Below are 25,897 nucleotides of genomic sequence, written 5' to 3'. Positions count from 1 at the left end.
AGTTTGCATTTATTAATGTTTAGCCAACAGTACAAAGTCGTAAGCCTACAATAGAATTTTTTCTTTTTTGGCTAAAGACTTTGGGCTAAAGACTATCCGTCAATTTACCATTGACATTAACACCAAGTATACTATCACCGTAAATAAAACCCCTCCTCCACTTCGTATTGATCTCGCAAAGATCAGAAGAATTGATTGCCATTTAATTCACCTGGCAATATTTGTTTAGTAAAACTGCCACGTAAATCCATGGCAAGGCTTTGTTAAAAACAAAAATCCTCCCAAAACCACAAAAACCGCAATCGATTGCGAAAAATATCTCAAAAGCCTCCTTTTTAGTGTTTTTACAGCTAAAATTAATCTATTATTTATTTTTTATTAATGATCGCCTCTTCTTTTGTGTCAGTAAAATAAACCAATTATAGCACCTGCCAGCCCTCATATAAGCGTCAGGTGATTTATTAACCAACCAAATTACACCATGTATCATTACGCACCTAACCCGCCGTAAGTAGCTGCCGCACGCGCTATTTATTACCCTAACACGGTAAACCAAACCAATTAAACTTAAATATTAACAGAGAGACAATATGAAAAAACTTAGATACTTACTTATACTCCTCTTCCTTTTCCCGCTTGGTTTGTTAGCCCAGCAAACTTCTATCAGCGGAAAGGTTATTGATTTAACCGATGGGTCGGCACTTCCGGGGGTAAGTGTAAAAATTAAAGGTACTACAGCTGGTGCTATAACTGATATAGCAGGAAAGTTTACCCTGAACGTTGCAAATACTAACGTGATTTTACAGGTATCATATTTAGGCTACCTTACCAAAGAGGTAATTGTAAAAGATATAAAAGGCGGCACCATCGCATTAACTGCAACTAACAAAACGCTTGATGAAGTAGTAGTGGTGGGCTATGGTGTACAAAAAAGGGCCACCATAACCGGCTCTGTATCAACACTACAAAGCAAAGAGATTGTAACAACTAAAAACGAAAGTGTTATAAATATGCTTAGCGGTAAAATACCGGGTGTACGCATTGTTCAAACAACTGCCGAACCGGGATCTTTTGCCAACAATTTAAATATCAGGGGGTTTACAAGCGCCCCATTGGTTGTAATTGATGGTGTAATTGGCGGCGACCAATCAACAATAGGCCGCATGGACCCGAATGAAATTGAAAGCGTTTCTGTACTAAAAGATGCAGCCGCATCTATATACGGTATAAGGGCTGCAGGTGGCGCCATTTTAATAACCACCAAAAAAGGCGGAAAAAACGGCAACATTAACATCAATTATTCTGTTAACGACGCTATCCAAACGTTTTTAGGTATGCCCCAGGGCGTAGGCGCTGTAGATTATATGCTGCTTACAAATGAAAAAGTTAAACGCGATTTTGCCAATAATTTTGTATCTAATGTAACCCCRCAATATTCATATGCCGACATCAAACCATGGCTTGATGGCACCTACAAATCGGCCGACTGGATAGGCATGGTTTTCAGGAAGACAGCCAACCAAATACAGCATAATTTAAATATTGATGGCGGAAACGACAAAATCAGCTATTTCTTCAACTTTGGTTATCAACGGCAGGACGGTGTTTTTAAAACCGGAGATTTAAACTACAACAAATATAATTTCCGCTCAAACGTTACGGCCAATATAACAAAAGGGTTAAAAGGGCAGGTATTAACATCGGCCTGGATGGATGAAAAAAATCAGCCTTATACAGACGAATGGACTATTTATAAGTACACCTGGAACCAGATACCTACACACCAGATATACGCCAATGATAATCCTTTATATCCAGCTGTAATTGATGATAACATGAACCCATCTATCATAACCGATGCCGACAAAGTGGGTTCAAAAAGGAGCAGGAACAAAAGTATTACCAGCCAGTTAAATTTAACGTATGACATCCCAGGTATAAAGGGATTAAGTGCAAAGGCCTTATTTAATATTGATTATGGGGTTAATGATTATAATCAGATAAAAAAGACATTCTCTTTATATACTTACAAAGCAGACGACAATAGTTACATACCAAGCGTTGTAAATTCACCTTCGGGCATCACCCGCGCCTATTATACCCACTTAAATACTTTAAGCCAGGTAACGTTAAATTACGCGCATACTTTTTTTGATGACCACAATATCACAGCTATGGCTACCTATGAGCAAAGCCATGAAACTGCTGATAATTTTAACGCATACCGCGATACCGAGATTCCGGTAAATTATTTATTCGGCGGCCTGCAAAATTCCAATATGTATGGTGGAATGGATGCCAATGCTTTGCAGGACCAGGCACATAGGAGTATTATTGGAAGGTTTAATTATGATTTTAAAGGAAAGTACCTTGCCGAATTCAGTTTTCGCCGGGATGGCACCAGTTTGTATAAACCAGGGGCCGATCAATATGGCTTCTTCCCGGGTGCATCAATAGGCTGGGTTTTAACAAAAGAGGATTTTTTCCGCAAACTGGTCTCAGATAACATCCTTTCCAACCTGAAGCTCAGAGCTTCGTACGGTAAGGTTGGTGACGAGCAGGGTAATGCATTCAATTATGTAAACGGTTACACCTATCCGGTAAACAACTACATTTTTGCGTCAAGCGCGGTAAACGGGTCGGCGCCAAAACTTGGCAACCCTGGTTTAACCTGGCCAATAAGCACCATAAAGAATATAGCTATTGATTTTGGTTTGTTTGGTGGAAAAGTTGACGGAACTATTGAAGTTTTCAGAAACGACAGAACCGGATTGCCCGCTACCCCTTCGGTGGCTTTACCCGGAACAGTAGGTGCCGATGTGCCCCAGATTAATTACAACAGCGACCGGGTACAGGGTTTGGATCTTAACTTATCATACAGGAATACCTTTGGTCAGTTGGGCGTAAACCTTACGGGTAACATAGGTACAACCCGCTTAAAAAACATGACTGTTCTTCGCAGTAATTCAGGTAACGAGTATTTAAATTGGAAAGAGAACCAAACAAACAGGTATCAGAATGTTTGGTGGGGGCCAGAGTATGCCGGGCAGTTTACCACCTATAAGCAAATATATAATTATGGCGTAAACACGGGTGGTGGCAATAACAATACCATACCCGGCGACTATTATTATAAGGATTGGAACGGCGACGGGGTTATAGATGATAAAGACAGTCATCCTATTGCCACTACCGATATACCGCTATACAACTATGGTTTTACCGTAGGCCTAAGTTATAAAGGATTTGATATGAACATGCTTTTACAAGGCGCAGCCGGGGTTTACGTACAGTATGGCGAACAATTTGCAGAACCGTTGATGTATGGCAGAAGCGCTTTAACACGCTTCCTTGACAGCTGGCACACGGCAGATCCTTCGGCAAACGTTTTTGACCCGAATACACAATGGGTACCAGGCTATTACCCTGCAATGGGGTCGCCTGCCGCACAGGGTACAAAAGCGATACAAAATGCCAGCTATCTGCGTGTAAAAACGCTTGAATTTGGTTATTCTTTATCGCCGGCAGTTTTGAAAAGCATAGGTGTTAGAAAGTTCAGGATATATGTAAACAGCTACAATCTGTTAACATTTACCGGATTGAAAAACTATGATCCTGAGCATCAGGGGCCAAATCCGAGAGATAACGGCGATTTCAGCAAAGCTTTCGCAGGCTACACCTACCCGATGAACAGAACCTTCAATCTTGGAGCTAACGTTTCGTTTTAGACTGCCGGGCATATCATGAATTATTAACGAATAACTATTGACACATGAAAAGTATACATAAATTTATTATAGCAATATCTATTGGCGTAGGGGTTTCGCTTACTTCCTGCCAAAGGTTGGATATTCTGCCGACTAACATCTTTACTCCCGAGATTATATATGACAGCGAGGCAGGTGTTAAATCGTTTTTGGCAACCATATACCATAATTTACCTATTGAAGACTTTAAATACCGGCCCGATCAGGGGTTTAAAACCGGTGGCAACGATTGGGAAAACTTTTATAATTCGGCCTCGGTTACGGGCGAAGAAGTTGGCCCTTTTGGCGGGATGGATATTGGCGGTGGCTTTGGTTACTGGCCATATGGCGATATCAGGAACGTAAATACCCTGATAGCCGAATTGCCTAAACATGTGGCCAAGCTAGGCCAGCCAACAGTAAATGCCCTTTTGGGCGAAGCTCATTTTTTAAGGGCGTACTATTACTTTGGCATGGCCAAGCGTTACGGGGGTATCCCAATTATTACGGTACCACAAGATCCTGGCGCACCACTGTCAACACTCCAGGTGCACCGCGATAAAGAACAGGCTGTATGGGATTTTATCGGCACCGAGCTTGATTTGGGTTACCAGATGATGCCCGAAACCAGTGATGCAGGCAGGGCCAACAGGTATGTTGCAGCCGCCTTAAAATCACGGGCAATGCTTTATGCCGCGTGTGTGGCCAGGTACGGTTCAGTAAACTTTGTTGATGGCCCGGCGCGCGCACAAGGCTTGGTTGGTATCCCTGCAGATAAAGCGACTGCTTATTTCCAGGCAGCTTATGATGCCGCTAAATTGCTCGATGGTCATTACTCGCTTTACAGTGCAAATTCAGATAAAGTACAAAACTATGTTGATCTGTTCTTAAAAAGCACAAGCCCCGAAAATATTTTTATAAAACAATATTCTATTGCTACTCACACTGCTCATAGCTGGGATGCTACTATGTCGCCGCGTTATTTTACAGCTAATGCGCTTTCGCGTTCATACCCTACATTAGATTTTGTACGGCTTTGGGGAGAGTTACCGGTAACTAATGGCGATGGTACACCTAAACGTTTTGATAACCGTGCACAATTGATGCAAGGTCTTGAGCCAAGGTTATTAGCCACCGTTTATTTCCCTGGCGCAACGTTAAGGGGGCTTATGTTTGATATGCAACGGGGCATTTACCCATCTTTTAGCGGAACAGCGGCCGCTGAGGTTGCTAAACAGGCCAATTCACGCTCATACATACTTGCAGGCGATACAAAAACATTGTACCAGGGCAAGCAGGTAATTGGCTTTACCGGCCCATGGACAGGTGGCGATGAACTAACCCGCACAGGCTTTTATGTGCGCAAATATGTTGATTATAACAAACCCCAATCGGCGGTTGACCTTAACAGGAGCGAGCAGCCCTGGATTGACCTTCGTTATGGCGAGATTTTGTTAAACCGGGCAGAAGCTGCTATGGAATTGGGCAACGCCGGCGATGCATTAACTTCTGTTAACCTCATCAGAAGCCGGGCCGGTGCAGCCCCTTACACTACTATCGATTTAAATAAAGTTCGCAACGAAAGGCGTATGGAGCTTGCATTTGAAAACCAATACTATTGGGATTTAAAAAGATGGCGCACAGCCGATGTGGTGCTTGACAGGGCGCACTTTAAAGGCCTGATGCCATATTATGTGTTAAATGAAAACAAATTCATCTTCTTAGCCGAAACAGAACTGTTTAATCGCGAATACTCTTTCCAGAAGCAATTTTATTATGAAGGAATTCCCGGAGGCGAAATCGGAAAGAACCCTAACCTGCTCCCTAATAATCCAAATTATTAAGAATTTAAATTTTAAGATATGAAAAAACTGATTAGCAGAATTTTGGTGGGCGTAACTATACTTGCAAGTTCTGCATGTACAAAAACAGACAATTACGATGGTCCTAACGCCTCATTCCAAGGCAATATAATTTCGTCCGAAGGTGGTAACTTGCCAACATCAGGCGGTAGCACCACAATAAAACTTCAGCAAATTGGCTGGACTACCCCACAAACCATTCCAAGTAAGTTTGATGGCACCTTTCAGGATACCAAACTTTTTAAAAGTGCATATAAGGTTGTGCCTACAGGCGGCGCTTTCTGGCCGGTTTATGATACCGTGACGGTGAATATTGCCCAAGGTACCAAACACGACTTTGTTGTTACACCGTACATCATTATCAAAAACTTTACTACAAGTTTAACAGGCACAACTTTAACCTTAAAGTTTGATATTACCGCGCCCGTTGTAGCAGGGTTGCCAACTATTAAAGATGTGCAGCCTTATGTGAATACCACAAAGCTGGTAGGTACAGGAGCTTCTATCAGAGACTTCTCGGATTTAAATGCTGTAACCATCAATAAAGAATTTATTGACCTGACTACAGCGCAAAAATCAATCACCTTAACCGTTCCTAACCTTATTCCGGGCCGCACATTTTTTGTACGTGCCGGGGTGCGTTTGAGCGATAGTTTCAACAGCTCCAATTTTTCGGAAATAGTACAGGTAGACGTTCCTAAATAATTTAACCTTAAACCAAAAAAGGAAATGAAATTCATTAAAACAACGATGGCATGCGCCATCCTTATGGCAGGCTTTATAATTGTGGGCTGCCAAAAAGAAAAATATGTTTCGCGGGATACATCAGGCCTTAAAGCCCCTCCCCCGGTTGATACTACAACACCCCCGGTTATCGATACATCTGTTGTAATTGACAATTGCGATAAAACCGACGGCTGGCAGGTAGCAGGCGGAGATCCTGTTTTAGCAACAACCGGCAAAAAAGAAGGCACTGGCTATATTCAGGCAACGATAAAAACAGGGCAAGATTTTATGCAGTTTATTAAAACCCTTCCCGCTCCTGTTGATACAAAAGCAACCTTTAGTACCGGCGAATTAAAATTCTGGTTTTATGTTCAGGATGTTTCTTTGCTTAAAATAGATGGCCAGATACAGTTTAGCAGCGCCGCCGATCCGGATAATAAGCGTATTGGCTGGGGCATGGATAAAATTATCCCAACACTGCAAAACGGCTGGAACCACTTAGAGCTGAAATTTACCGATGGATACGTATCCGGAGATGGCGGGCCGGATTTAAAAGCAATGAATTTTGTAAAAATATTCTTCTGGACCGCAGCTAAAGCAGCTACTGACCAAAATTTTGGTATCGATGATATCAGGGTTGCAGCATTACCGCCGCCACCGCCCGTAGTGATTGATAACTGTGATAAAACTGACGGCTGGCAGGTAGCAGGCGGAGACCCGGTTTTAACAATAACCGGCCAAAAAGAAGGTACCGGTTATCTGAAGGCAACAATAAAAACCGGCCAGGACTTTATGCAGTTTATTAAAACCCTGCCCGCTCCTGTTAATACAACGGTAACCATAGCAACAGGGCTATTGGATCTTTGGTTTTATGTCCAGGACGTTTCTTTACTTAAAGTAGATGGTCAAATACAATTCAGCAGCGCCGCCGATCCGGATAACAAACGTATTGGCTGGGGAATGGATAAAATTATCCCGACCTTAAAAAATGGATGGAATCACTTGCAGCTCAATTTTACCGACGGATATGTGTCGGGAGACGGGGGGCCGGATTTAACAGCTATGAACTATATAAAGATATTCTTCTGGAGTGCAGCTAAAGCAACAACAGATCAAAATTATGGCATCGATGACATCAAAGTTGTCTCAAAATAATTATTCCCCAACCCTTCATTAATTTATAAACATCAAAATGGCGGAGAAAGTAATTTCTCTGCCATTTAAAAAAAGAAACAGCATCCTGATGATAAAGCATAATTTAATAAAAATATCAGCTATATTGGCCATAGGCCTGGGAACACTATCAACGTCTTTGTGTATTGCCCAGGATAAACCGGCCGATACCGCAGCTGTCGGAACCCCATTTGTTACTGATATTTACACAGCCGATCCATCTGCCCATGTTTGGAAAGACGGCCGCCTGTACGTATATCCATCGCATGACGTAGCCCCGCCGCGCGGCTGCGATTTGATGGACAGATACCACGTTTACTCAACCGACGACATGGTGCACTGGAAAGACCATGGCGAAATACTAAACGCCAGCCAGGTTGAATGGGGCCGCCCAGAAGGCGGTTTTATGTGGGCGCCGGATTGCGCTTACAAAAATGGCACCTATTACTTTTATTTCCCCCATCCAAGCGGCACCGCGTGGAACAGCACCTGGAAAATTGGCGTGGCCACCAGCAAAAGCCCGGCAAGCGGGTTTAAATCGCAAGGGTATATCAAAGGATTGGAATCGATGATTGATCCGTGTGTGTTTATAGATGATGATGGCCAGGCTTATTTTTATTATGGTGGCGGCGGCACTTCCAAAGGTGGCAAACTAAAAAGCAACATGATTGAAATTGATGGAGAAATGCAAAAAATGGAAGGCCTGGAAGATTTTCATGAAGCCACCTGGGTACATAAAAGGAACGGCATATACTACCTATCCTATTCAGACAATCACGATGTGAACGGCAAACACAACCAAATGCGTTATGCCACCAGCAATAGTCCGTTAGGCCCCTGGGTTTCAAAAGGTGTTTATATGAACCCTACTGATAGCTACACCAACCATGGTTCCATTGTTCAGTTTAAGGGCCAATGGTACGCGTTTTACCATAACAGTTCACTCTCTCACCAGGATTGGTTACGGTCTATCTGTGTAGATAAGCTTTACTATAATGCCGATGGCACTATTAAAAAAGTAATACCAACAGGAGCGATAAAAAAGTAAATAATATGAACGGGAAGATAGTATATACAATCCTTTTAACAACCCTGGTGGTGGCAGCAAGCAATTGCTCAAAAAAAAGCAACCCCACCGGCGAAACCCCAACAGTAGTTATTGAAGACCCAAAGGGCGACGGTTTTAAAAACCCTTTTATTACCAATATCTACACTGCAGATCCATCGGCACATGTTTGGACTGATGGCAGGTTGTATTTATACCCTTCTCATGACATCGACCCGCCGCGTGGCTGCGATTTGATGGATAAATATCATGTATACTCTACCGATGATATGGTACACTGGCGGGATGAAGGACAGGTATTACAGGCAAGCGAGGTTGATTGGGGTCGCCCCGAAGGTGGTTTTATGTGGGCGCCCGATTGCGCTTATAAAAACGGCACTTACTACTTCTACTTCCCGCATCCCAGCGGTACCGAATGGAATACTACCTGGAAAATAGGCGTAGCAACTAGCAAAAGCCCGGCAAAGGACTTTAAATCGCAGGGGTACATCCATGGGCTCGAATCGTTGATAGATCCCTGTGTGTTTGTTGACGATGACGGGAAGGCCTATTTATACTACGGCGGTGGTAACATCTGTAAAGGCGGCAAGTTAAAGGATAATATGATGGAACTTGATGGCGAAATGAAAACCATGCAGGGCCTTACGGATTTTCATGAAGCAAGCTGGGTACATAAACGGAACGGCGTGTATTACCTCTCATACGCCGATAATTTTAACGAGGCCGGAAAATTTAATCGTATGCGCTATGCAACAAGTAATAACCCGCTTGGTCCCTGGACCTATAAAGGTGTATACATGGACCCTACCGACAGTTTTACCGACCATGGTTCAATAATTGAGTTTAAAGGGCAGTGGTATGCCTTTTACCATAATAGCTCACTTTCGCACAATGATTGGCTGCGTTCTGTTTGTGTAAACAAGCTTTATTACAACGCCGATGGCACTATCAGGAAAGTAATTCAAACAGATATTAACGGAGTGAAAAAATAAAAGATATAAACAAATAAAACAAGGGACATGAGAAGAAGATCATTTAACGCGTTGCTACTAATAACGCTGATAGCAGCGAACACCAGTTGTTCAAAAAAAAGTACTAATACCCCAGCCCCACCTGTAACACCAACAGATACCATTGACCGAACACCATCGCCGGTTGGCGATGTAGTGGGCAAAGTAGTAGTAGGTTACCAGGGCTGGTTTGCGGCTATAGGCGACGGATCGCCGATAAACAGGTACTGGCACTGGGCTCAAACCTGGGAACAGCAGCCATCACCAACCAATAAAGCTATTTCGGCCTGGCCAGATATGCGCGATTATACCAATAAATTCCCTACCCAATTTGCCAATTTAGGGAACGGGCAACCGGCTACGGTGTTTTCTTCGTTTTCAGATCAAACTATCGATACCCAGTTTAAATGGATGAAAGACTATGGTATTGACGGTGCTGCCTTACAGCGTTTTAACCCAAGCGGACTGGAAGGTCCGGTACGCGATGCCATGGCCGCCAAAACCAAAATAGCCGCCGAAAAAAATGGTGTCAAGTTTTACATTATGTACGATGTAAGCGGCTGGACAAATATGCAAAGCGAATTAAAAACCGACTGGACAAACAAAATGTCGCAATACACCTCGTCGCCGGCCTATGCAAAGCAAAATGGCAAACCTGTTGTGTGTATCTGGGGATTTGGCTTTTCTGATAACAACCATGACTTTACTGCGGCAAACTGCCTTGAAGTGATTAAATGGTTTAAAAGCAAGGGATGTTATGTTATTGGCGGCGTGCCTACAAACTGGCTTACCCAAACCAGCGATTCACGCCCGGGATTTTTAAGTACGTATAAGGCATTTGATATGCTTTCGCCATGGATGGTTGGCAGGATAGGCAATGCCAACCAGTCCGACGGTTTTTTTGTAACCATTAATAAAGCCGACCAGGCCTATTGCAATGCCAACGGAATTGACTACCAACCCTGTATACTACCCGGCGACTTATCTGGCCGCCAGCGTGCCCACGGCGACTTTATGTGGCGACAGTTTTACAACATGACCAGGGTTGGCGCCCAGGGCATCTACATTTCGATGTTTGATGAGTACAATGAAGGCAACCAGATAGCCAAGACTGCCGAAAGCCAGGCATTTATACCGGCAGGCTCAGGCTTTTTGGGGCTTGATGAAGACGGCACCGCCTGCTCTGCAGATTACTACCTGAGGCTTACCGGCGACGGGGCAAAGATGTTTAAAAAGATAACCCCGCTTACGGCAACAAGGCCTACAAAACCTATTTTGTAACAAAAGTTATCTATCGAAGAAAAGCCGCGGGAACTAATAGTTGCTGCGGCTTTTCTTTTGAAAATTATCGGGGAACTGTTAGAAATTTTTCTAAAATCACTGCCGTAAACCTCTCATTTCCTGTACTTTTCTAAAGAACAGGGGTATTTTACCACCCAGTTAGTCCGTACCTTTTAAGCATTTCATTTGTTCCGACAAGCTTCCTGATCTTTTGTTACCCGGAAAAAGCCCTCCTTGGTAAGGTTTTAAAAATAAGTGCGCCCGTATCTCACCCCGGGCACACCGGTTACCAAATGCCTGGTAACATCAACTAAACCCCGGTTATTTTTTTACCGGCGGTGGTACATTTTCCTGTAAAGGCAGCTGCTTCCTAAGCATTTTGGCGGCATACCCCGTTAGGTATAAATAATAATCATTAGGAATATCATCTTCATATTTAACAAACGTACTAAGCCCCACGGGGGGATTCTTAGACGCCTTGAGTATAGCTGTGCCTTCATCAACCTCATCAAACATGGCAACATATAGCATACTTGCCCCGCCCTTAATTGCCCCGTTAATTTGTTTCCAGTAAAAGCTTCCGCGGTTGCGCGGAATCTGGTTTTGGGACGCCCGCGGATTCATATTATGCCAGCTAAAACCCGGGAAAATTGTAGGCACATAATCAATCTTATTAGCTTTGCACCAGGCAATATCATCCACTATCCGGGCCTGAAATTTGGGGTAAGCTTCTTCATTAAAACGGCCTACAAACCAGGGGTGTACAATATCCACCTTACGAAGCAGATCATGCAAGTGCCGGTCTTTCTCGGTATCGCTCCCAAAATCGCGCCAGTAAGTTGGCACACCAAGCAGCACGGCACATCCGCCATAAACAGGGTCATTCTTTAAAAAATCGATGATTCGCTCAGCTTCTGCAAGGCCATATTTACGATTGTCGTTAAAACCTACGCCCCAAACGGCTACCAGTGGCTTTCCGTTATGATATAGCCAGGTTTGCTTATTGCCGCGATTGGTTAGTTTCATACTATCAACCAAATGTTTCCAATCTTTTATCACCAGCGAGTCGCCTCTGCCGCCCATTCCCGAAAGATCGTACATTACCGAAATTGCCCTATGGTATTTTTCAGAAAACTTAAGTGCATTGCCCAAAACCACATCATTGTGGTTACGCCCCCTACTCCGCTGCACATCGCCAATAAAACGCTGTACAAATACACCGTCGACGCCATATTGCTGCATCCATTTAAAATGTGTTTCAACCGAAGAGGCATCGTATGAACTATACAGGTACGCATCGCTGCCATCGGCCAATTTAAAGGGAGATCTATAGGTCTTTTTATATTCGCTTACATCGGGCCATAAATCGATATTGGTAAATCCAGGTTCAAATTTGCCGTGCGATACATAATGATTCCACCACCGGCCGGCCCCATCTTCAGCGGCATTAAACCAACCCTGGTAACCGGCCATTACCAACCCTTTATAACTTTTAAACGCTGATGTTTTGCTGTGTTTTTGACTATAGGCAACAGCGCATAGCAGTAGCAACAAGATGCTAAAAACTTGTTTTTTCATCAGGATTATTGTTAATATTTTTGTTTTATAGATTAGATCAGATACCCCAGTTTTTATTGGGCTTTGGCCCCATTTCCAGTTCGAGAGTCCCACCGGCCGTCAGTTGATCGTGCGTAAACCATGGTTTATTTAAAACTTCGCCGTTAAACTTTGCACTCTGGATATACTTATTAATCACCGAGCAGTTATTTGCTATCATCTTAAACTGCTTACCATTTTGCAAACTAATGGTAACCTTACTAAATACAGGGCTACCAATAGTATATATAGGTTTGCCCGGTGTAATTGGATAAAAACCCATAGAGGAGAACACGACGAACGCCGACATGCCACCGCCATCTTCATCGCCGGGGATACCGAATATGTTATCCTTATACCATACGTCCAGTAAAAAGCGGATTCGTTTCTGGGTTTTCCAGGGCGCACCTGCATAATTGTACAGATATGGGATATGAAAACTTGGCTCATTGCCCATAGAATATTGCCCAACCAGACCTGTAGCATCGGGGAATTTGGCCCAAAACTGGTACTTGCTGCGATCAAGGCTTTCGCGAAATGTTTGATCAAGCTTAGCCACAAAATTATCCTTGCCGCCCATTAAACCGATTAATCCGGGTATATCGTGCTGTACCTGCCATAGGTAAGTCCATCCGTTGTTTTCATCATAAAAGTCGCGCCCGCCAAGGCCACCATCAAATTTAGGATCGATATTTATCCAGTTGCCGTCTTTATCCTTTGGAATGAACATCTTTTTATCCTCGTTCCATAAGTTTTTATAGTTAGATGCCCGCTTTGCAAATATTGATTGATCATTTGTCTTATTCAGTTCGGTAGCCAATTCACCAACAGCCCAATCATCATAGCTGCCACCCAATGTAACAGCTACAGCCTGTCTTTTCTCGAATGAATGTACCAGGCTTACGGTTTCCTTTTCGCCTTTTTGCAGAGCAGGAAAATATCCTTTAGCATAGTAAAAATCATCAAGCTCACATTTAGCGCCGTTTTCCCAGGGCAGCATGGTGGCCTGTGTTGCATTTTTTACAATCCCTTCATATGCCTTTTCTACATCAAAACCACGAATGCCTTTACGGTAATCATCTAAAAACATCACGGTAGAGTGAAAACCATTCATGCAGGGGTTATCGCCAAACAACACCGGGAAGGTAGGCATCCAACCACTTTGCTGGTACATATTCACATAGGAGTTTAACATATCCGATTCCATGGTCGGGTTTAATATCGACCTGAGCGGATGCAATGCCAGGTAAGTGTCCCATACCCAGTCATCTACATAAAAAGGCCTGTTACTGTCATGCACCTTTTTATCATAACCGCTATAATAATGGCCATCTTCGTTAATGTTTACCATACGCTCATTACTACGGTATAGTGCAGTGTAAAACGACCTACGTTGTGCCACAGTACCGCCTTCAACCTGTATCTGGTTGGCAACCTTTGCCCATGCGCCTTTTGCAGCTGCCATCAAAGTAGTAAAATCAACCCCGGTAAATTCATCGTTAAAATTCTGCTTTGCTTGCTGGGCGCTTATATATGATATGGAATATTTAAACTCGATATTATCAGGAGTCCCGTCTGAAAAAGTAATAAAAGATCGGGCATCTTTACCTTCAATTGATGTTTGTTTGGTTAAAACACCATCCTTAATAACCCCTGCTATTCCTTTTGCGCTAAACTGACCATAAACATATACTTTAATATCATCATGATAAGTTTCTGTGCCGGTTACTTCATTACCACCGGTAAAATTCCAACTGGAGGCACCATCATTATATACGTTAAAGAGGACGCTTTTAGCGGCTGTTTTTGCAGGAAAGGAGAATCTGTATATGCCTACTTTTTTACCCGGGGTAAACAGCACGTTAATGTCCTTATCAATAAGGTAAGTGGAATAATACCATGGTCGCGTTATTTCCAGATCGTGGTCATAAGGCATTTTTTGGTCCCAGGAATCGACCGTGAGCGGTTTATCATCTGGCTTTATGGCAAAAACCTCGCCCAGCCTGTGCGAAACCATATTGAGCGGAAAGCTTGAAATCTGATCGTCAATATAATCGGCCCGTTTAGGGTACATCCTAATCATCTGGTTGGGCAGGTGCATGGTAGGCCGGGTGGGCTCTAAAAGTTGGCCCACATTGCCAATGCGTGGGTCAATGTATTCTAAATTACCATCGGCGCTTTGCGCGTAACATGTACCAGCGAGTGTAACACTCAATAACGCACATAACGGAACCGACTTTAACAAGCGGGAAAAATGATTAACCATCTCAGAAAATTTATATTTGGTTTATGATGCCAAAATTGCCCATAATGCTTAATGAACTATTAATAATTGATTAATCAGCAGGAAAAATAGCTTTTGTAACAGATTTATTCAAGAATTGAATTAAAATCACGGTCAAAAGCTTCGCCATAAATTGTTTTATACTCTTTATTAAAACTCTCGAAAGTATTTTTTGCCAGCGAATGTTTACCAATATGTGCAAGAGCTTTACATTTCAATATCATAGCTTCCTCGTTTACAGGGTCGAAGTAGAAAATATCATTGGCCAGTTTTATTAAAAACTCGGGGTCGTCGGCAATTTGGACGCTGTTTGCAAATTGAATGTAGGAGTCGATGATTTCGTTAGACACTTCTGATTTAAAAGCATCAAGCCACTCATATTCAATGTTCGATAAAAAATTACCTCTTTGGGTGATATGGGTAAGCTGGATTATTCTTTGCTTATTCAGCCTGGTTTTGTTGCATACAATATTCAGGTAATTGTGATAATCAACCAATATATTGGTGTAATCAATCTCTATCTTCCAATAACCGGTATCTTTTGATAAATGGCAATGCCCCATTTTATCCAGCAGCGATTTAAGTTTGGCAATATTTACAGAGCGATTATTACGTGCGCTTTTTTCTGATTTATCAAACCAAAGTATTTCGTTCAACTTTTCGGAGCTTACCCCCCTATCCAGTTTTACGGAGTACAGTAATATAACCAGGAACAACTCTTTTAATAAAGGGGTAAAATACTTGGTTATCTCGTTCCCATCAGGAGTAAAAAGCTGAAGATCGCCAAATAAAAATATGGCATTACTGTTGCTGGTTCGCGTGTGATCATCTTCTTCTACGAATTCCGGTTCAGTGTGGTGAGCAATTACAGGTAAATCGTTAACTACCTTAGACGGTATCGGGATAATTACTTTTTTACGCCGACGGACAATGACAGTAGCCAACGTTAAACCTAAGCCAGCTGCGCATATGCCTCCTATCCATAAGAAATAATTGACATGGCTAATCTCAACCACTTTATCTGCCAACGGCTCTGGCGGACTTAACAGAGAATATATCTTGATTCTTGTCCGATCGTTTTCTCTGAAGAGCGTTACAGCCAAAAACTTGCCGCTGTGCGGAAAATAGCCCAAATCGGCATAGGAGTGAATATCATGAAAAAGAAAAGGGATGGTATCACCTACCAAATGATAGCTTGCCTTATCCAACGATCCCTGGATAAGCTGAATACTTGAATTAAATTTATGCTGGGGAAAAATGAGCCCATAGTACGACCGGCTTTTTTCGTTGATGACCAAAGAGTTTGCAAACACAAAATCTTCATCTTTAACATCGATAGTAAACAGTTTTTTAAAGGATTTATCCTTAACCGAAAACCGCATCATATCATACAAATTACGCGGATTCACTATCTGCTGCCCCGAAGCGCTGCCGTACCCGCCTATTACGTAAGCAGTATCGCCGGTTTTATTGACGCCCAGGCCCGCCAGGTAGCGGGGGGTAAAAGTGTCGCCTTTCACTGTTACTTTTTGCCAGCTATTGGTAACTACGTTATAACATTTCACACTATCCTTATAAATCAGCTGGCCATAGCCGCCAATGGTATATATGCAACTATCCGTTTTATTGTAAAACTTATTCAGGTGCCCATTATTGGTTGCAAGGCTTTTGAAGCCCTTGTTCCACCGCCCGGTTTTAAAATCGTAGGTAGCAACGGCCATCTGATCGATATACAGATAATATAATTTATCGTTGCCAAACAGTGCCTGATCCCCTGGCACCAGCAATTGCCTGCCCGAACGATAAGCCACACTTTTTAACTGCGGTGTTTTATTCACCGAAAACGTGACTAATGAATCCTGTGAAATTATGTTAACAGCCTCATTGTCTGCGTCAAACGCAACACTGGCATCACCCGGCACTGTAAATTCCCTCTCCATTTGCCAATTACGATGGCGGGCTTTTATCCATAAGGGGTTTGTTATTGTTCCGTTATTTTGGCTTACGCTTTCATTGGCCACACAACCCTCCCATTCGTTAAGCGGCCAGTTAGCCAATAGCGTACCGCTTTGAGTTACGTTAACATCCCTTAATTTTAACGGGGGAAGATCGGTTGTTTGGTATTGGCGGTAAGCATTGGCGCCAAAAAGTAGTTTGTAATTTCTACTTTGCTGCAAGTGAACGCCCGACTCCGAAAATGATTCCCGCCCGGAGAATATGGTTATCTTATCATTCTTATAGTCAATCAGTAAGCGCAATTTGTTCCAACGCTCAAAAAGCCGTTTATCGTCAATATTAAAGGAGATTTTTGAAAGCCGGTCACCAATGATGATCTTAAAATGCCGGGTGTTAGCCTGGTTATCGTAAACTAAATCGATGTTTTGTTTATTATCGTCAACTATCCTTAATATATAACCAAAATATATTTCATGATTGGGCATGAAAGACAAGTCGAATGAAATTTCGAGGCTTTCTTTTGGCGAAACATTACTCAGGCTTAAATCTAATGTAGTACGTTTATCCTGCACCACTTCGTGGCTATAAAACCCAAGCCCATACGATTGCGCATTAACTGGCAATACAGATAGGATATTTAATATAATAACCGTTATAGTTCCCGATAAAAAAAATCTCATGTTGGTAAGTACACATTAAGCATTAAAACTTATGTACCCGGCGTATAGTTTATAATTCAGGTTATARAACATGCAGTATTATTAGGTTACATGTGATGCACCGGCTAAATTACAATAAAAACCATACAGATTCAAGGAATATAACTTTATATAAGGCTATAATGCCATTGAAATTTGAGCCAGATAACTGGCATAAATTTAACAAATAGCAATACTAATTTAACATTTATTTTGCCTGTTGTTTCGTCATATCAATTACATCGGCCATGCGGCTTTCAGGAGTAACTTTCAGGTTACTGAGCTTTCCATTTACAACCTTTCCTTCTACAGTTGTGTTATATGGCGCGTTGAGTTTAAAATCGGCGTCCCAACCAAGCGGCCAGGCAGGTAAAAGCATTATTTTTTTACCATCAACCTGCATCAACATTTGCTGCAATCCGTTTTCACCATTGCCCCCGTTGTCTTCATCGGGCATATAATCATTGGCTTTATCCCAAAATGCCGGAAACTTAAGGGCCGGATCTTTGCGTGTAAGGGCAAAACTCACATATTCTTTAGCCACGTCGGCCTGGCCTACCATGGCTGCCTGTATAGGGTCTTGCACCCAGCAGCCCTTTGAACGCTGTTTGCGTGTATTAAAAGTATTTACAGCTACTTCCAAATCCGGCTTTCCTAAACCATAGATCCGAAAAGGGTATATCGCATATAATTCGGGGTTTTCACTATTGAATGATTTTGCTGTTTGGGGGCCTGTATAAGGCAGAAGTATTGTTTTTCCGTTATAATTTGATGTTGGCAATGGCGGCAGCTCATTATATAGTTTTTGCCATTGCAAAAGTGTTTTTTTATCTACCATACCAGCAGGCAATTTTATCATCCGGCTAAGTACAGCATGCAGGCCCGCAATATCAGGTGCCGGGTTACGCACCTTCCAAAACATTTCTATTGCGTTGTCGGGATCAAGCAGCAATTTCCCTGTGCTATCGCGGCCAAAATGCTGATCAAAAAATTGCAGCCCTGCAGTGGCAATGGGCAATAAAGTTTCCCTGGCGAATTTAGTATCGCCTGTGTATTCATAGTAGTCAAGCATCATCATGCTTAACTCCAATACAGGCGTAAAGTAATGATTGGTATAATTTGCTTTCACATCGGGGCCCATAAAACTCAGGCCACCCCAAAAAGGCGAGGTTTCTGCGAAATATGCACCTCCGTGATGGTAATACTGCTGAACCTGCGCAGTATTAGCAGGCAAAATATTGGCATACATTTTAAACAATGGCCGCATCATGTCAAAGTCGCCGGCCATAAGCCGTGGCCAGTACATGGCCCTGGTATTTTGGAACCAATATTGCCCGCCCCACGCACGGAAATCGGCATTCTCATTTTTAGCGGGGTTGTCTACCACGAAAATAGACCCATTGAATTTTATCGGATAGGCTCCTCTGCCCGCGCATGCTGTAACAAAACGCTGTAAAACATAGCCTTGCGTAACATTGTAAGCTTGTGCATCACAGCTGATAAATACCCGGCTGCGTTGCCAAAACCGCTGCCACCATTGCTGGTGGGCCTGCCGCGTCTGTTCAAGTTTTAATTTTTCAATCCGGCTCATTTTCTCCTCAAGACCAGATAGCCACTGACGGCCACTGGTTGAAACCGATGTTAAGGGATAAATAGAGATCAATTGCGATTTAACCTTTTTCCCTGACTGTAGCGTTACGTTATCAATATTCGCGAGGCCTTTTCCTTTAATAATAGCCCCAAAGGTAAGGTTGGCCAAATGAGTATCAGCAGTTGATACATTATGATGATACCACGCAATGCGGCTTTTTTGATTGTTTAAGATGGCATCCGTTAAACCTGCCCGCCAGTTTTCGAGTTTCACTTTTACAGTTGTTAATCCGGCACTTTGCGTCTCCACCCTTATTACCGGGTTATTAGCGTCAACCCAAACACGCAAGGTTATGGCCGAGCTGTCTTTTCCTTCCTGTATTACTATTTCGCCTGTTTTTAGCTTAAGCACCTGTTTGAAAACCGAACCATTACCTAACGCTAACGGATTGGGGCTTACAGATACCCTAACAGCGCCCAGCTTCATCAACACCCCACCCTGTTTCATCCACTCATCCTTTTGGGCATCTAACTCGCCTCCCCAGGCATCGGTTTTGCTAATGTAGAAAACAAGATCGCCATTCTTTTCGACCCAAAGATTCAGGCCAATATCCCCGTTTCCTAAAGGCATCGATTGGGCCGAACCGGGGCCCGGTGTATCCCAGCTTACATTATATTTATCAAGCAACGTATCAGCAGGAAATTTCGGTTTGGCAAACCCTGTAGCTATTGTAAAAATCAGGAGTATATTAGTTAGTATGAAGACTTTCTTATTCATTGAGCATTAATTGTCAATACAAATAAAGCTACATAACTTAATAAACCATTAAAAAAGCATTAACAATGAATGCCTGGCTCTTCAAGATTGCTCATCAGCAAAAATAAGTCAGCACGGTCAGGTTCTGATGCCGACATTCAGATTGTGATAAACAGTTGGAAAAGGTCGTTGTAATAGCCACTACGGCCTAACCGCCCAAGCCAATCCATCTGCGCCACGTATATCTATATGCCCGATTACTTCCAACGTTTTCAGGTTTATTACCGCAACATAGTTATCGCCGGTGCAGCCGATAAACGCGCGGGATCCGTCATCGTCTACCAGGATGCCTGCTGCTCCATGACCGGTATTAATGCGTTTCAGTTCCTTGTGCGATGCTGCATCATAAACAAACAAATCACCGGTTCGCAGGCTTGTAATCAGTACCCGCTTGCCATCTGGTGTAAATTTAAGCCGGTTGGCCCCCAAAACTTTCGCATCAATTTTACCTATTAGTTTTTTTGCAGCAATATCGATGATGGAAATGGTGCCGTCATCAGCACCGGCAGTCCACAATTCACGGCCATTGGGAGATACATCAAATCCTTCAGAGCCTTTAGCCACCGGAATAACCGTTTGTACCCAGTCCTGGTGAGCCGGCGGCGTGAATCCCATTGGAGAAGGAGCAGGTTTCAGCAGGCTATCTATCAAAATGCTTACGGTTCCCGCCGAAACGTTTGTGGTATAAACTTGTTTCCCGTTGCCGGTTACGTAAATCATGTGTGTTCTATCCTGTCCCGTTCCCATAGCCCAATCGAATTTACCAATTGCAGCGTCATAGCGCCCAACAGCTTTGGTCCCCTCTGCGGTAAACCACACCTTGCCATCGGCAACCGTCAGGCCGTGCGGTCCCATGAATGGCCTGGTATCAATAGTAGGCAAGGGCTTTTGGGCCACCAGATCAACCACACTTAGTTCATGTAGACTGCCACCTCCGTAAATCGAAACATAAGCTGTTTTTCCATCGGCTGATGCAATAACTTCATGGGGATCTGAACCAACAGGAACACGTGCGACGACTTTCAGTGTAAGCGGATCGATGATAGCCAGGATATGATCGGCTTTTGATAATGCGAGGAGTGAAGTTGGCGGCGTAGCCTGCGCTACACATCCTGTTGCGGCAAAAATTAACGCAGTGAATAAAAGACCTACGGAAAGTAATTTGACCGGGCTAAACTTTATAACTTTAAGATTTTGCTTATACCGAGGATTGTTCATACGATTCACAGATTAGATAAAAGTTAGCGTTCGTTTATACGTGGTTTATCGAAGCCGATCATAAGCAATGATCTGCCAGAAAACAAATATACTTAACCTCAACTATGCTTTCTGCGTTATTGGCTGATGAATCGATGATGGGCCTAAGACTACCGACTGTTGGTTGCTTTTCATAGACCAAGGCCGATATCAAATAGTACAAATATAGTTGGGATTGAAACGAAAAAAGCCTTCCTGGTTTCGCGGAAAGGCTTTTTCGTTTATTTGGATTTCTTATTTGACAGGTGTTATAATAATATTCCTGTAATCTATCGGCCCGTGATCGCCCTGTATCAAAATTGGGCCGGGTTCGCCTTCCCGGCTATTTATCGCTCCGCCGGTTATTCCGGGGATTACCTGGTCGCATATTACCGTTTTTCCGTTGGCCACAATAGTTACCATCCTGCCAACCAGCGTAATATCATAGGACTGCCACTCACCTGGATTCTTCGCCATCATTTTATTTGGCGGCAGGAAACCATAGATTGAGCTGAACTGGTTATTTATAGGTTCAGGGTCGCCGCTTTTTGTATCGATAACCTGCAATTCATACCTGCCCCTCAGGTAAACGCCGCTATTGCTTCCCTGCGGGTACCTAAATTCAATGTGGAGTTTAAAATCAGTAAAAGTTTTATCAGTGATCAGGTTAGCTCCCGAATGCGGGCTTCTTAAAATTCCACCCTCGGCTATCCACTGATTTTTTCCGTCGGTATGCCAGCCCTTTGTATCCTTTCCGTTAAATAATTTCACAGGCGCAGCCCAAACTGGGCTTTTAGCCCTGATGAGTACCGGAGCGCGCGCACCCGTAAATTCATAGCTAAGGCCGTCGGTAAAAACCATCGTACCTTTTAATTTATCGCCGCTCACTTCAAACTGAAAATCCATATTGCGGGTTCCTTCTTCCCATTGCGGAGGAATAGAAAAGCTGTATTTACCGTTCTCGGGCTTAACTTCCGAAATCGGGCGGGCGCTTCCAAAAGCATAAACAAAACGGCCAATCAGCGTATGGGTGCCTGATTTTTGCACCTCCAGCCAGGAAGGTAAACTTTTACCTCCTTTGGTTATAGTGATATCCCATCTGCCAATTACGTCAGGATCTTTCTTCGGCTCTAAATTAACGGCTGATACTGTAAACGCCGAAAAAACTAATAACAACAGCATAATTTGCATCTGAAAAAAATGGCCAGTTAACTTAGTGCCTAACATTGTAAGGTTTTTCATATTTTACTTTAGCTATTTTATAGGTTTAAAATTTTCGCTTGCTTGMGATGATGCTTGAAAGTTAGTTTTTTTATTTTTCTTTATCTAAATTATTTGATTGAAACCGGGGGCAAACGCATTTAATTGGGTTAACATAACTTAACACATTTCAGAAAAAATATTTATAAATGTTTGATAATCAATATTTTATATTTTATCATGGTTAACACCAAATTAACGTATTCCGCAATTTAGGCGCATCCAAATATTTGTRCCTGTTGTTGCTTCATACTGGTACCAAAGGGACTTTGGATAACCAGGATCACGCAACAAAAATAACGTGTCGTTTGTTTAATCCTTATATCTTCCCGACGCCATAAGCTTATTCCGTTAACCGAAAAAACCTGAATGAAAACTAATTCCATTCAGGTTATTGTTTTAGCAGACAGGTTATTGGTGCTATCTGCAGCTTAAATTTATTTATCAGCTACGCAACGAAAGCCCAGGTGCTCCATGCCACTGTCTTCGGTACTTTTCATACGGCGGGCAACACGGTAACCCGAACAGTAACTATCGTTGCACAGGAATGATCCACCACGGATTACTCTCTTAATGGCATAAGGCTCGTCGGGGTCAAAGCTTTTTGTAGCCCCTGTTGGATTTTTAACGCCCCCGGGCCGGCTAATTGTTTTGTAGTAACCGTTATTATAATAATCGGCGCACCACTCCCAAACATTACCTGCCATATCGTATAAACCATAACCATTTGGGGCAAAGCTGGAAACAGGCGCTATTCCATAAAATTTATCTTTAACGGTATTATTATCGGGGAAGTGTCCTTGCCATGTATTGGCTTTTACCTTACCGGCATCAACCGGCTCGTTACCCCAGGGGTAAATCTTATTTGGCAAGCCGCCACGTGCGGCCCACTCCCACTCGGCTTCTGTAGGTAAACGTTTGCCCGCCCATTTGCAATAAGCTACGGCATCGTACCAGGAAATGTGCACCACAGGGTAGTTATCTTTCCCAGCAATACTGCTTTTAGGGCCGTGCGGATGTTTCCAATTTGCACCTGTTTTCCAAACCCACCACTGGCTATAGTCATTCAGATCCACGGGGTGATTGGGCGCACTAAACACAAGCGATGCAGCTACCATCAGACTGTCTGCCGGCCTGGCTGTTCCGGGAGGCAATTGCTTTTTCAGCTCGTTCCAATCTGGCTTTTTTTCGGCCGTTGTAATGTAACGGGTAGCTTTTACAAACTTGCTAAACTGGGCATTGGTAACTTCTGTTACGTCTATCCAGAAGCCATCAACCGTAACCTGGTGTTTTGGATATTCATCGGGCGACGCCTGTTTATTATCGCCCCCCATTTGAAAACTACCCGGCTTAATAAAAACCATCCCCTGGTGAGCGGTGTTTACGTCAGCTTTTCCTAACAAAGCGGCCTGGCGACCGGCCAGCGACGGAAAACGTGCCGGGATATTCGATTCGCAGCAGATGGCTTTTTTGACCGGTAATGCCGGCTTAACAACAACGGCTGCGGCAGCCGGTTTCGGTTTGCACGATGATGCCGAAAAGCCAATTCCCAATACCATCAGGCCTAAGCCTGCTCTATAAATTTGCCTGGTTTTTATTCTTATTTCCTTCATTACCGGCTCAGTTATTTTATACACCTTTAATTTGCTTTAATATCCAGTATCGCTTTGGGTTTTATCAAATTAAAATCCAAAACTACATTATTTGCGTTTACCCACTGCAGGTATTCTAATGAAAGCTTACGTACCACTTCGGGGTTCTTTGCAGCCAGATTATTAGTTTCTCCGCGATCGTTATCAATATCGTACAACTCCCATTGATTTACCGGGAATACTGATACCAATTTCCATTTACCTTCGCGTACAGCGCGATTACCCCATAACTCCCAAAACAGCGGTTTGTTCCGGTTCAGGTCCTCGCCCTTGAAAAACAAACCGGCAAGACTTTTACCAATCAATGGGTTGGTTTTGGTACCGTTATAAACCACCGGGTATTTAGCCCCTGCCACATCATAAAATGTAGGTGCCAGATCAATAAGGTGGGCGGTGCCTCTTTCAATTGTATTTGCTTTTATTTTACCGGGAAACCAGGCAATAAGCGGCGAACTCATACCACCTTCATATAGGGCACCCTTAAATGAGCGTAACGGCGAGTTAGATACAAACGACCAATTTTTCCCCTGCGATTCAAACGAGCCGGATGTACCTACCGGGCCAATATTACGGGCCGCGTGTACCTTGCCATGTGCCACATCCTCGGCTGGCGCGCCATTATCAGATATAAATACAATGAGCGTATTATCGTCCTTTTTAAGCTGTTTTAACTTATCAAGCACCTTGCCAACGTTTTGATCCATACGGTCAACCATGGCAGCGTAAACCTCCATTTTGGCTTTCCACAGCTGCTGCTCATCGTAGGTGAGATTATCCCAGTTGGGTACTTCGGCATCACGTACAGCAAGCGGCTGGTTTGGATCGCGCAATCCTAAGGCTAACTGGCGGGCAAGACGTTCTTTACGCAGCGAATCCCAACCAATGTTATACCTTCCTTTGTATTTGGCAATATCCTCAGGCAAAGCCTGCAACGGCCAGTGTGGTGCATTAAACGTAAGGTATAAAAAGAACGGTTTATTGGTTTTGCTTTGCTCATCCAAAAATTTGGCGGCATGATCGCCAATCTCGTCCGTCATATAATAACTATCGTCGGGTTTATGCCAGCGTTTGTTATCTTCTTCAATAATAACAGGGTATTTGGCGCCCGCAAGTGGCATGTAACCGGCATTAAAGTAATTCGCAGCTCCGCCTATGATACCGAAGAAATGGTCGAACCCTCTTTGGTTTGGCCAGCTGGTACTATCGTTGCCCACGTGCCACTTGCCCGACATTAAAGTACTATATCCATTTTGTTTGAGTACTTCGGCCAAGGTCACCGATTCTTTATTCAGGTAGCCCTGGTAAGCCGGCAAACCCAGGTTTTGATCAAAATAACCAATTCCTGCCTTATGCTGATCCTGGCCCGTTAATATGGATGCCCGGGTTGGCGCGCAGATGGCATTATTATAAAACTCTTTTAAACGAAGCCCTTGCGAAGCCAGCTTATCCAGGTTGGGCGTATGAATTTCAGAGCCATAGCTGCCCAGGTCGGCATACCCCATATCATCAACAACAATAAGAATGATATTTGGCTTTTTTTGCTGGGCATGTACCTGCCAGGTGCCCAGGCTGATGGCAAAAAATATTATAAAAGCAAGAATGAGTTTTTTCATTTATTTGTTTGATTTGATAAACATATGGTACCGATCATAGATTGTTGACTATGCTACCTGGTATTGGTTATTTTTTACTAAGCACATTACTCAGATTATTGGTAAGTGATATATTATCCTTTGAGGCTGCCCATCAAACAATACCTGTAAATTTCATTTCAAATGAATGTTTTGAAGGCTGCACGCCTCTTCATGCGAAAGAAAATCAGCGTCAAAAAAATAACAGGATGTTGTGCCGGATTAGCAACAACAACAATAACCGCACATGAATTGYCGCGGAGTAGCAGGAGAGAATTTATTGAACCCTATTCCAGGATTTAAAAAAGCATTC

The 25,897-nt window shown here is 43.2% G+C and carries 15 protein-coding genes; 7 read left to right on the top strand and 8 right to left on the bottom strand.

All coding sequences use genetic code 11. From position 1 onward, the window contains the following. The first annotated feature begins 590 nt into the window (after positions 1-590). Genes AC1DV1_RS09905 through AC1DV1_RS09875 form a run of 7 tightly spaced genes read left to right on the top strand, consistent with a single transcriptional unit; the run spans position 591 to position 10,864 of the window. A complete protein-coding gene (locus tag AC1DV1_RS09905; protein ID WP_477358261.1) occupies positions 591-3,728 on the top strand; it encodes a SusC/RagA family TonB-linked outer membrane protein in 3,138 nt (1,045 codons plus the stop codon). Between the two features lie 44 nt (positions 3,729-3,772). Then, positions 3,773-5,590 carry a RagB/SusD family nutrient uptake outer membrane protein gene (locus tag AC1DV1_RS09900; RefSeq protein WP_477358259.1) on the top strand — a complete coding sequence of 606 codons (1,818 nt, stop codon included), beginning with the start codon at positions 3,773-3,775 and terminating at the stop codon, positions 5,588-5,590. A gap of 18 nt (positions 5,591-5,608) precedes the next feature. After that, complete coding sequence (locus AC1DV1_RS09895; RefSeq protein WP_477358257.1) at positions 5,609-6,313, top strand: DUF3823 domain-containing protein; 705 nt, start codon at positions 5,609-5,611, stop codon at positions 6,311-6,313. A 24-nt stretch (positions 6,314-6,337) separates the two neighbouring features. Beyond that, positions 6,338-7,489, top strand: coding sequence for a hypothetical protein (locus tag AC1DV1_RS09890; RefSeq protein WP_477358255.1), 1,152 nt, complete (start codon positions 6,338-6,340; stop codon positions 7,487-7,489). A gap of 37 nt (positions 7,490-7,526) precedes the next feature. Next, entirely contained in the window at positions 7,527-8,555 is a 1,029-nt protein-coding gene (locus AC1DV1_RS09885; RefSeq protein ID WP_477358253.1) for a family 43 glycosylhydrolase, read from the top strand. Positions 8,556-8,560: 5 nt separating this feature from the next. Further along, positions 8,561-9,565, top strand: coding sequence for a family 43 glycosylhydrolase (locus AC1DV1_RS09880; RefSeq protein ID WP_477358251.1), 1,005 nt, complete (start codon positions 8,561-8,563; stop codon positions 9,563-9,565). A 27-nt stretch (positions 9,566-9,592) separates the two neighbouring features. Further along, positions 9,593-10,864, top strand: coding sequence for a glycoside hydrolase family 99 protein (locus tag AC1DV1_RS09875; RefSeq protein WP_477358249.1), 1,272 nt, complete (start codon positions 9,593-9,595; stop codon positions 10,862-10,864). A gap of 321 nt (positions 10,865-11,185) precedes the next feature. Here the strand turns inward: AC1DV1_RS09875 and AC1DV1_RS09870 are convergent, their stop codons facing one another. From AC1DV1_RS09870 to AC1DV1_RS09835, 8 genes are all read right to left on the bottom strand, one after another. Beyond that, entirely contained in the window at positions 11,186-12,442 is a 1,257-nt protein-coding gene (locus AC1DV1_RS09870) for a glycoside hydrolase family 99 protein (RefSeq protein WP_477358247.1), read from the bottom strand. A 37-nt stretch (positions 12,443-12,479) separates the two neighbouring features. Then, the gene (locus AC1DV1_RS09865) at positions 12,480-14,726 is read right to left on the bottom strand and encodes a GH92 family glycosyl hydrolase (RefSeq protein WP_477358245.1); all 2,247 of its coding nucleotides are present in this window, start codon (positions 14,724-14,726) and stop codon (positions 12,480-12,482) included. A 104-nt stretch (positions 14,727-14,830) separates the two neighbouring features. Beyond that, positions 14,831-17,380: a Kelch repeat-containing protein gene (locus AC1DV1_RS09860; RefSeq protein ID WP_477358243.1), complete on the bottom strand. Its 2,550-nt coding sequence runs from the start codon at positions 17,378-17,380 to the stop codon at positions 14,831-14,833. A 226-nt stretch (positions 17,381-17,606) separates the two neighbouring features. Then, complete coding sequence (locus AC1DV1_RS09855) at positions 17,607-19,766, bottom strand: DUF5703 domain-containing protein (RefSeq protein ID WP_477358241.1); 2,160 nt, start codon at positions 19,764-19,766, stop codon at positions 17,607-17,609. Between the two features lie 180 nt (positions 19,767-19,946). After that, the gene (locus tag AC1DV1_RS09850) at positions 19,947-21,023 is read right to left on the bottom strand and encodes a YncE family protein (RefSeq protein WP_477358239.1); all 1,077 of its coding nucleotides are present in this window, start codon (positions 21,021-21,023) and stop codon (positions 19,947-19,949) included. A gap of 273 nt (positions 21,024-21,296) precedes the next feature. Next, positions 21,297-22,283 (bottom strand): 3-keto-disaccharide hydrolase, encoded by a 987-nt coding sequence (locus tag AC1DV1_RS09845; RefSeq protein ID WP_477358236.1) that lies wholly within the window; start codon positions 22,281-22,283, stop codon positions 21,297-21,299. Between the two features lie 455 nt (positions 22,284-22,738). Beyond that, positions 22,739-23,914 carry a formylglycine-generating enzyme family protein gene (locus tag AC1DV1_RS09840; protein WP_477358233.1) on the bottom strand — a complete coding sequence of 392 codons (1,176 nt, stop codon included), beginning with the start codon at positions 23,912-23,914 and terminating at the stop codon, positions 22,739-22,741. Positions 23,915-23,940: 26 nt separating this feature from the next. After that, positions 23,941-25,566 carry an arylsulfatase gene (locus AC1DV1_RS09835; protein ID WP_477358230.1) on the bottom strand — a complete coding sequence of 542 codons (1,626 nt, stop codon included), beginning with the start codon at positions 25,564-25,566 and terminating at the stop codon, positions 23,941-23,943. Positions 25,567-25,897 lie beyond the last annotated feature (331 nt).

The sequence above is a fragment of the Mucilaginibacter sp. P4_D1 genome (assembly GCF_056401935.1).
Note: the sequence above shows the minus strand (reverse complement) of the source record. Positions and strands in the feature narration are given on the sequence as shown.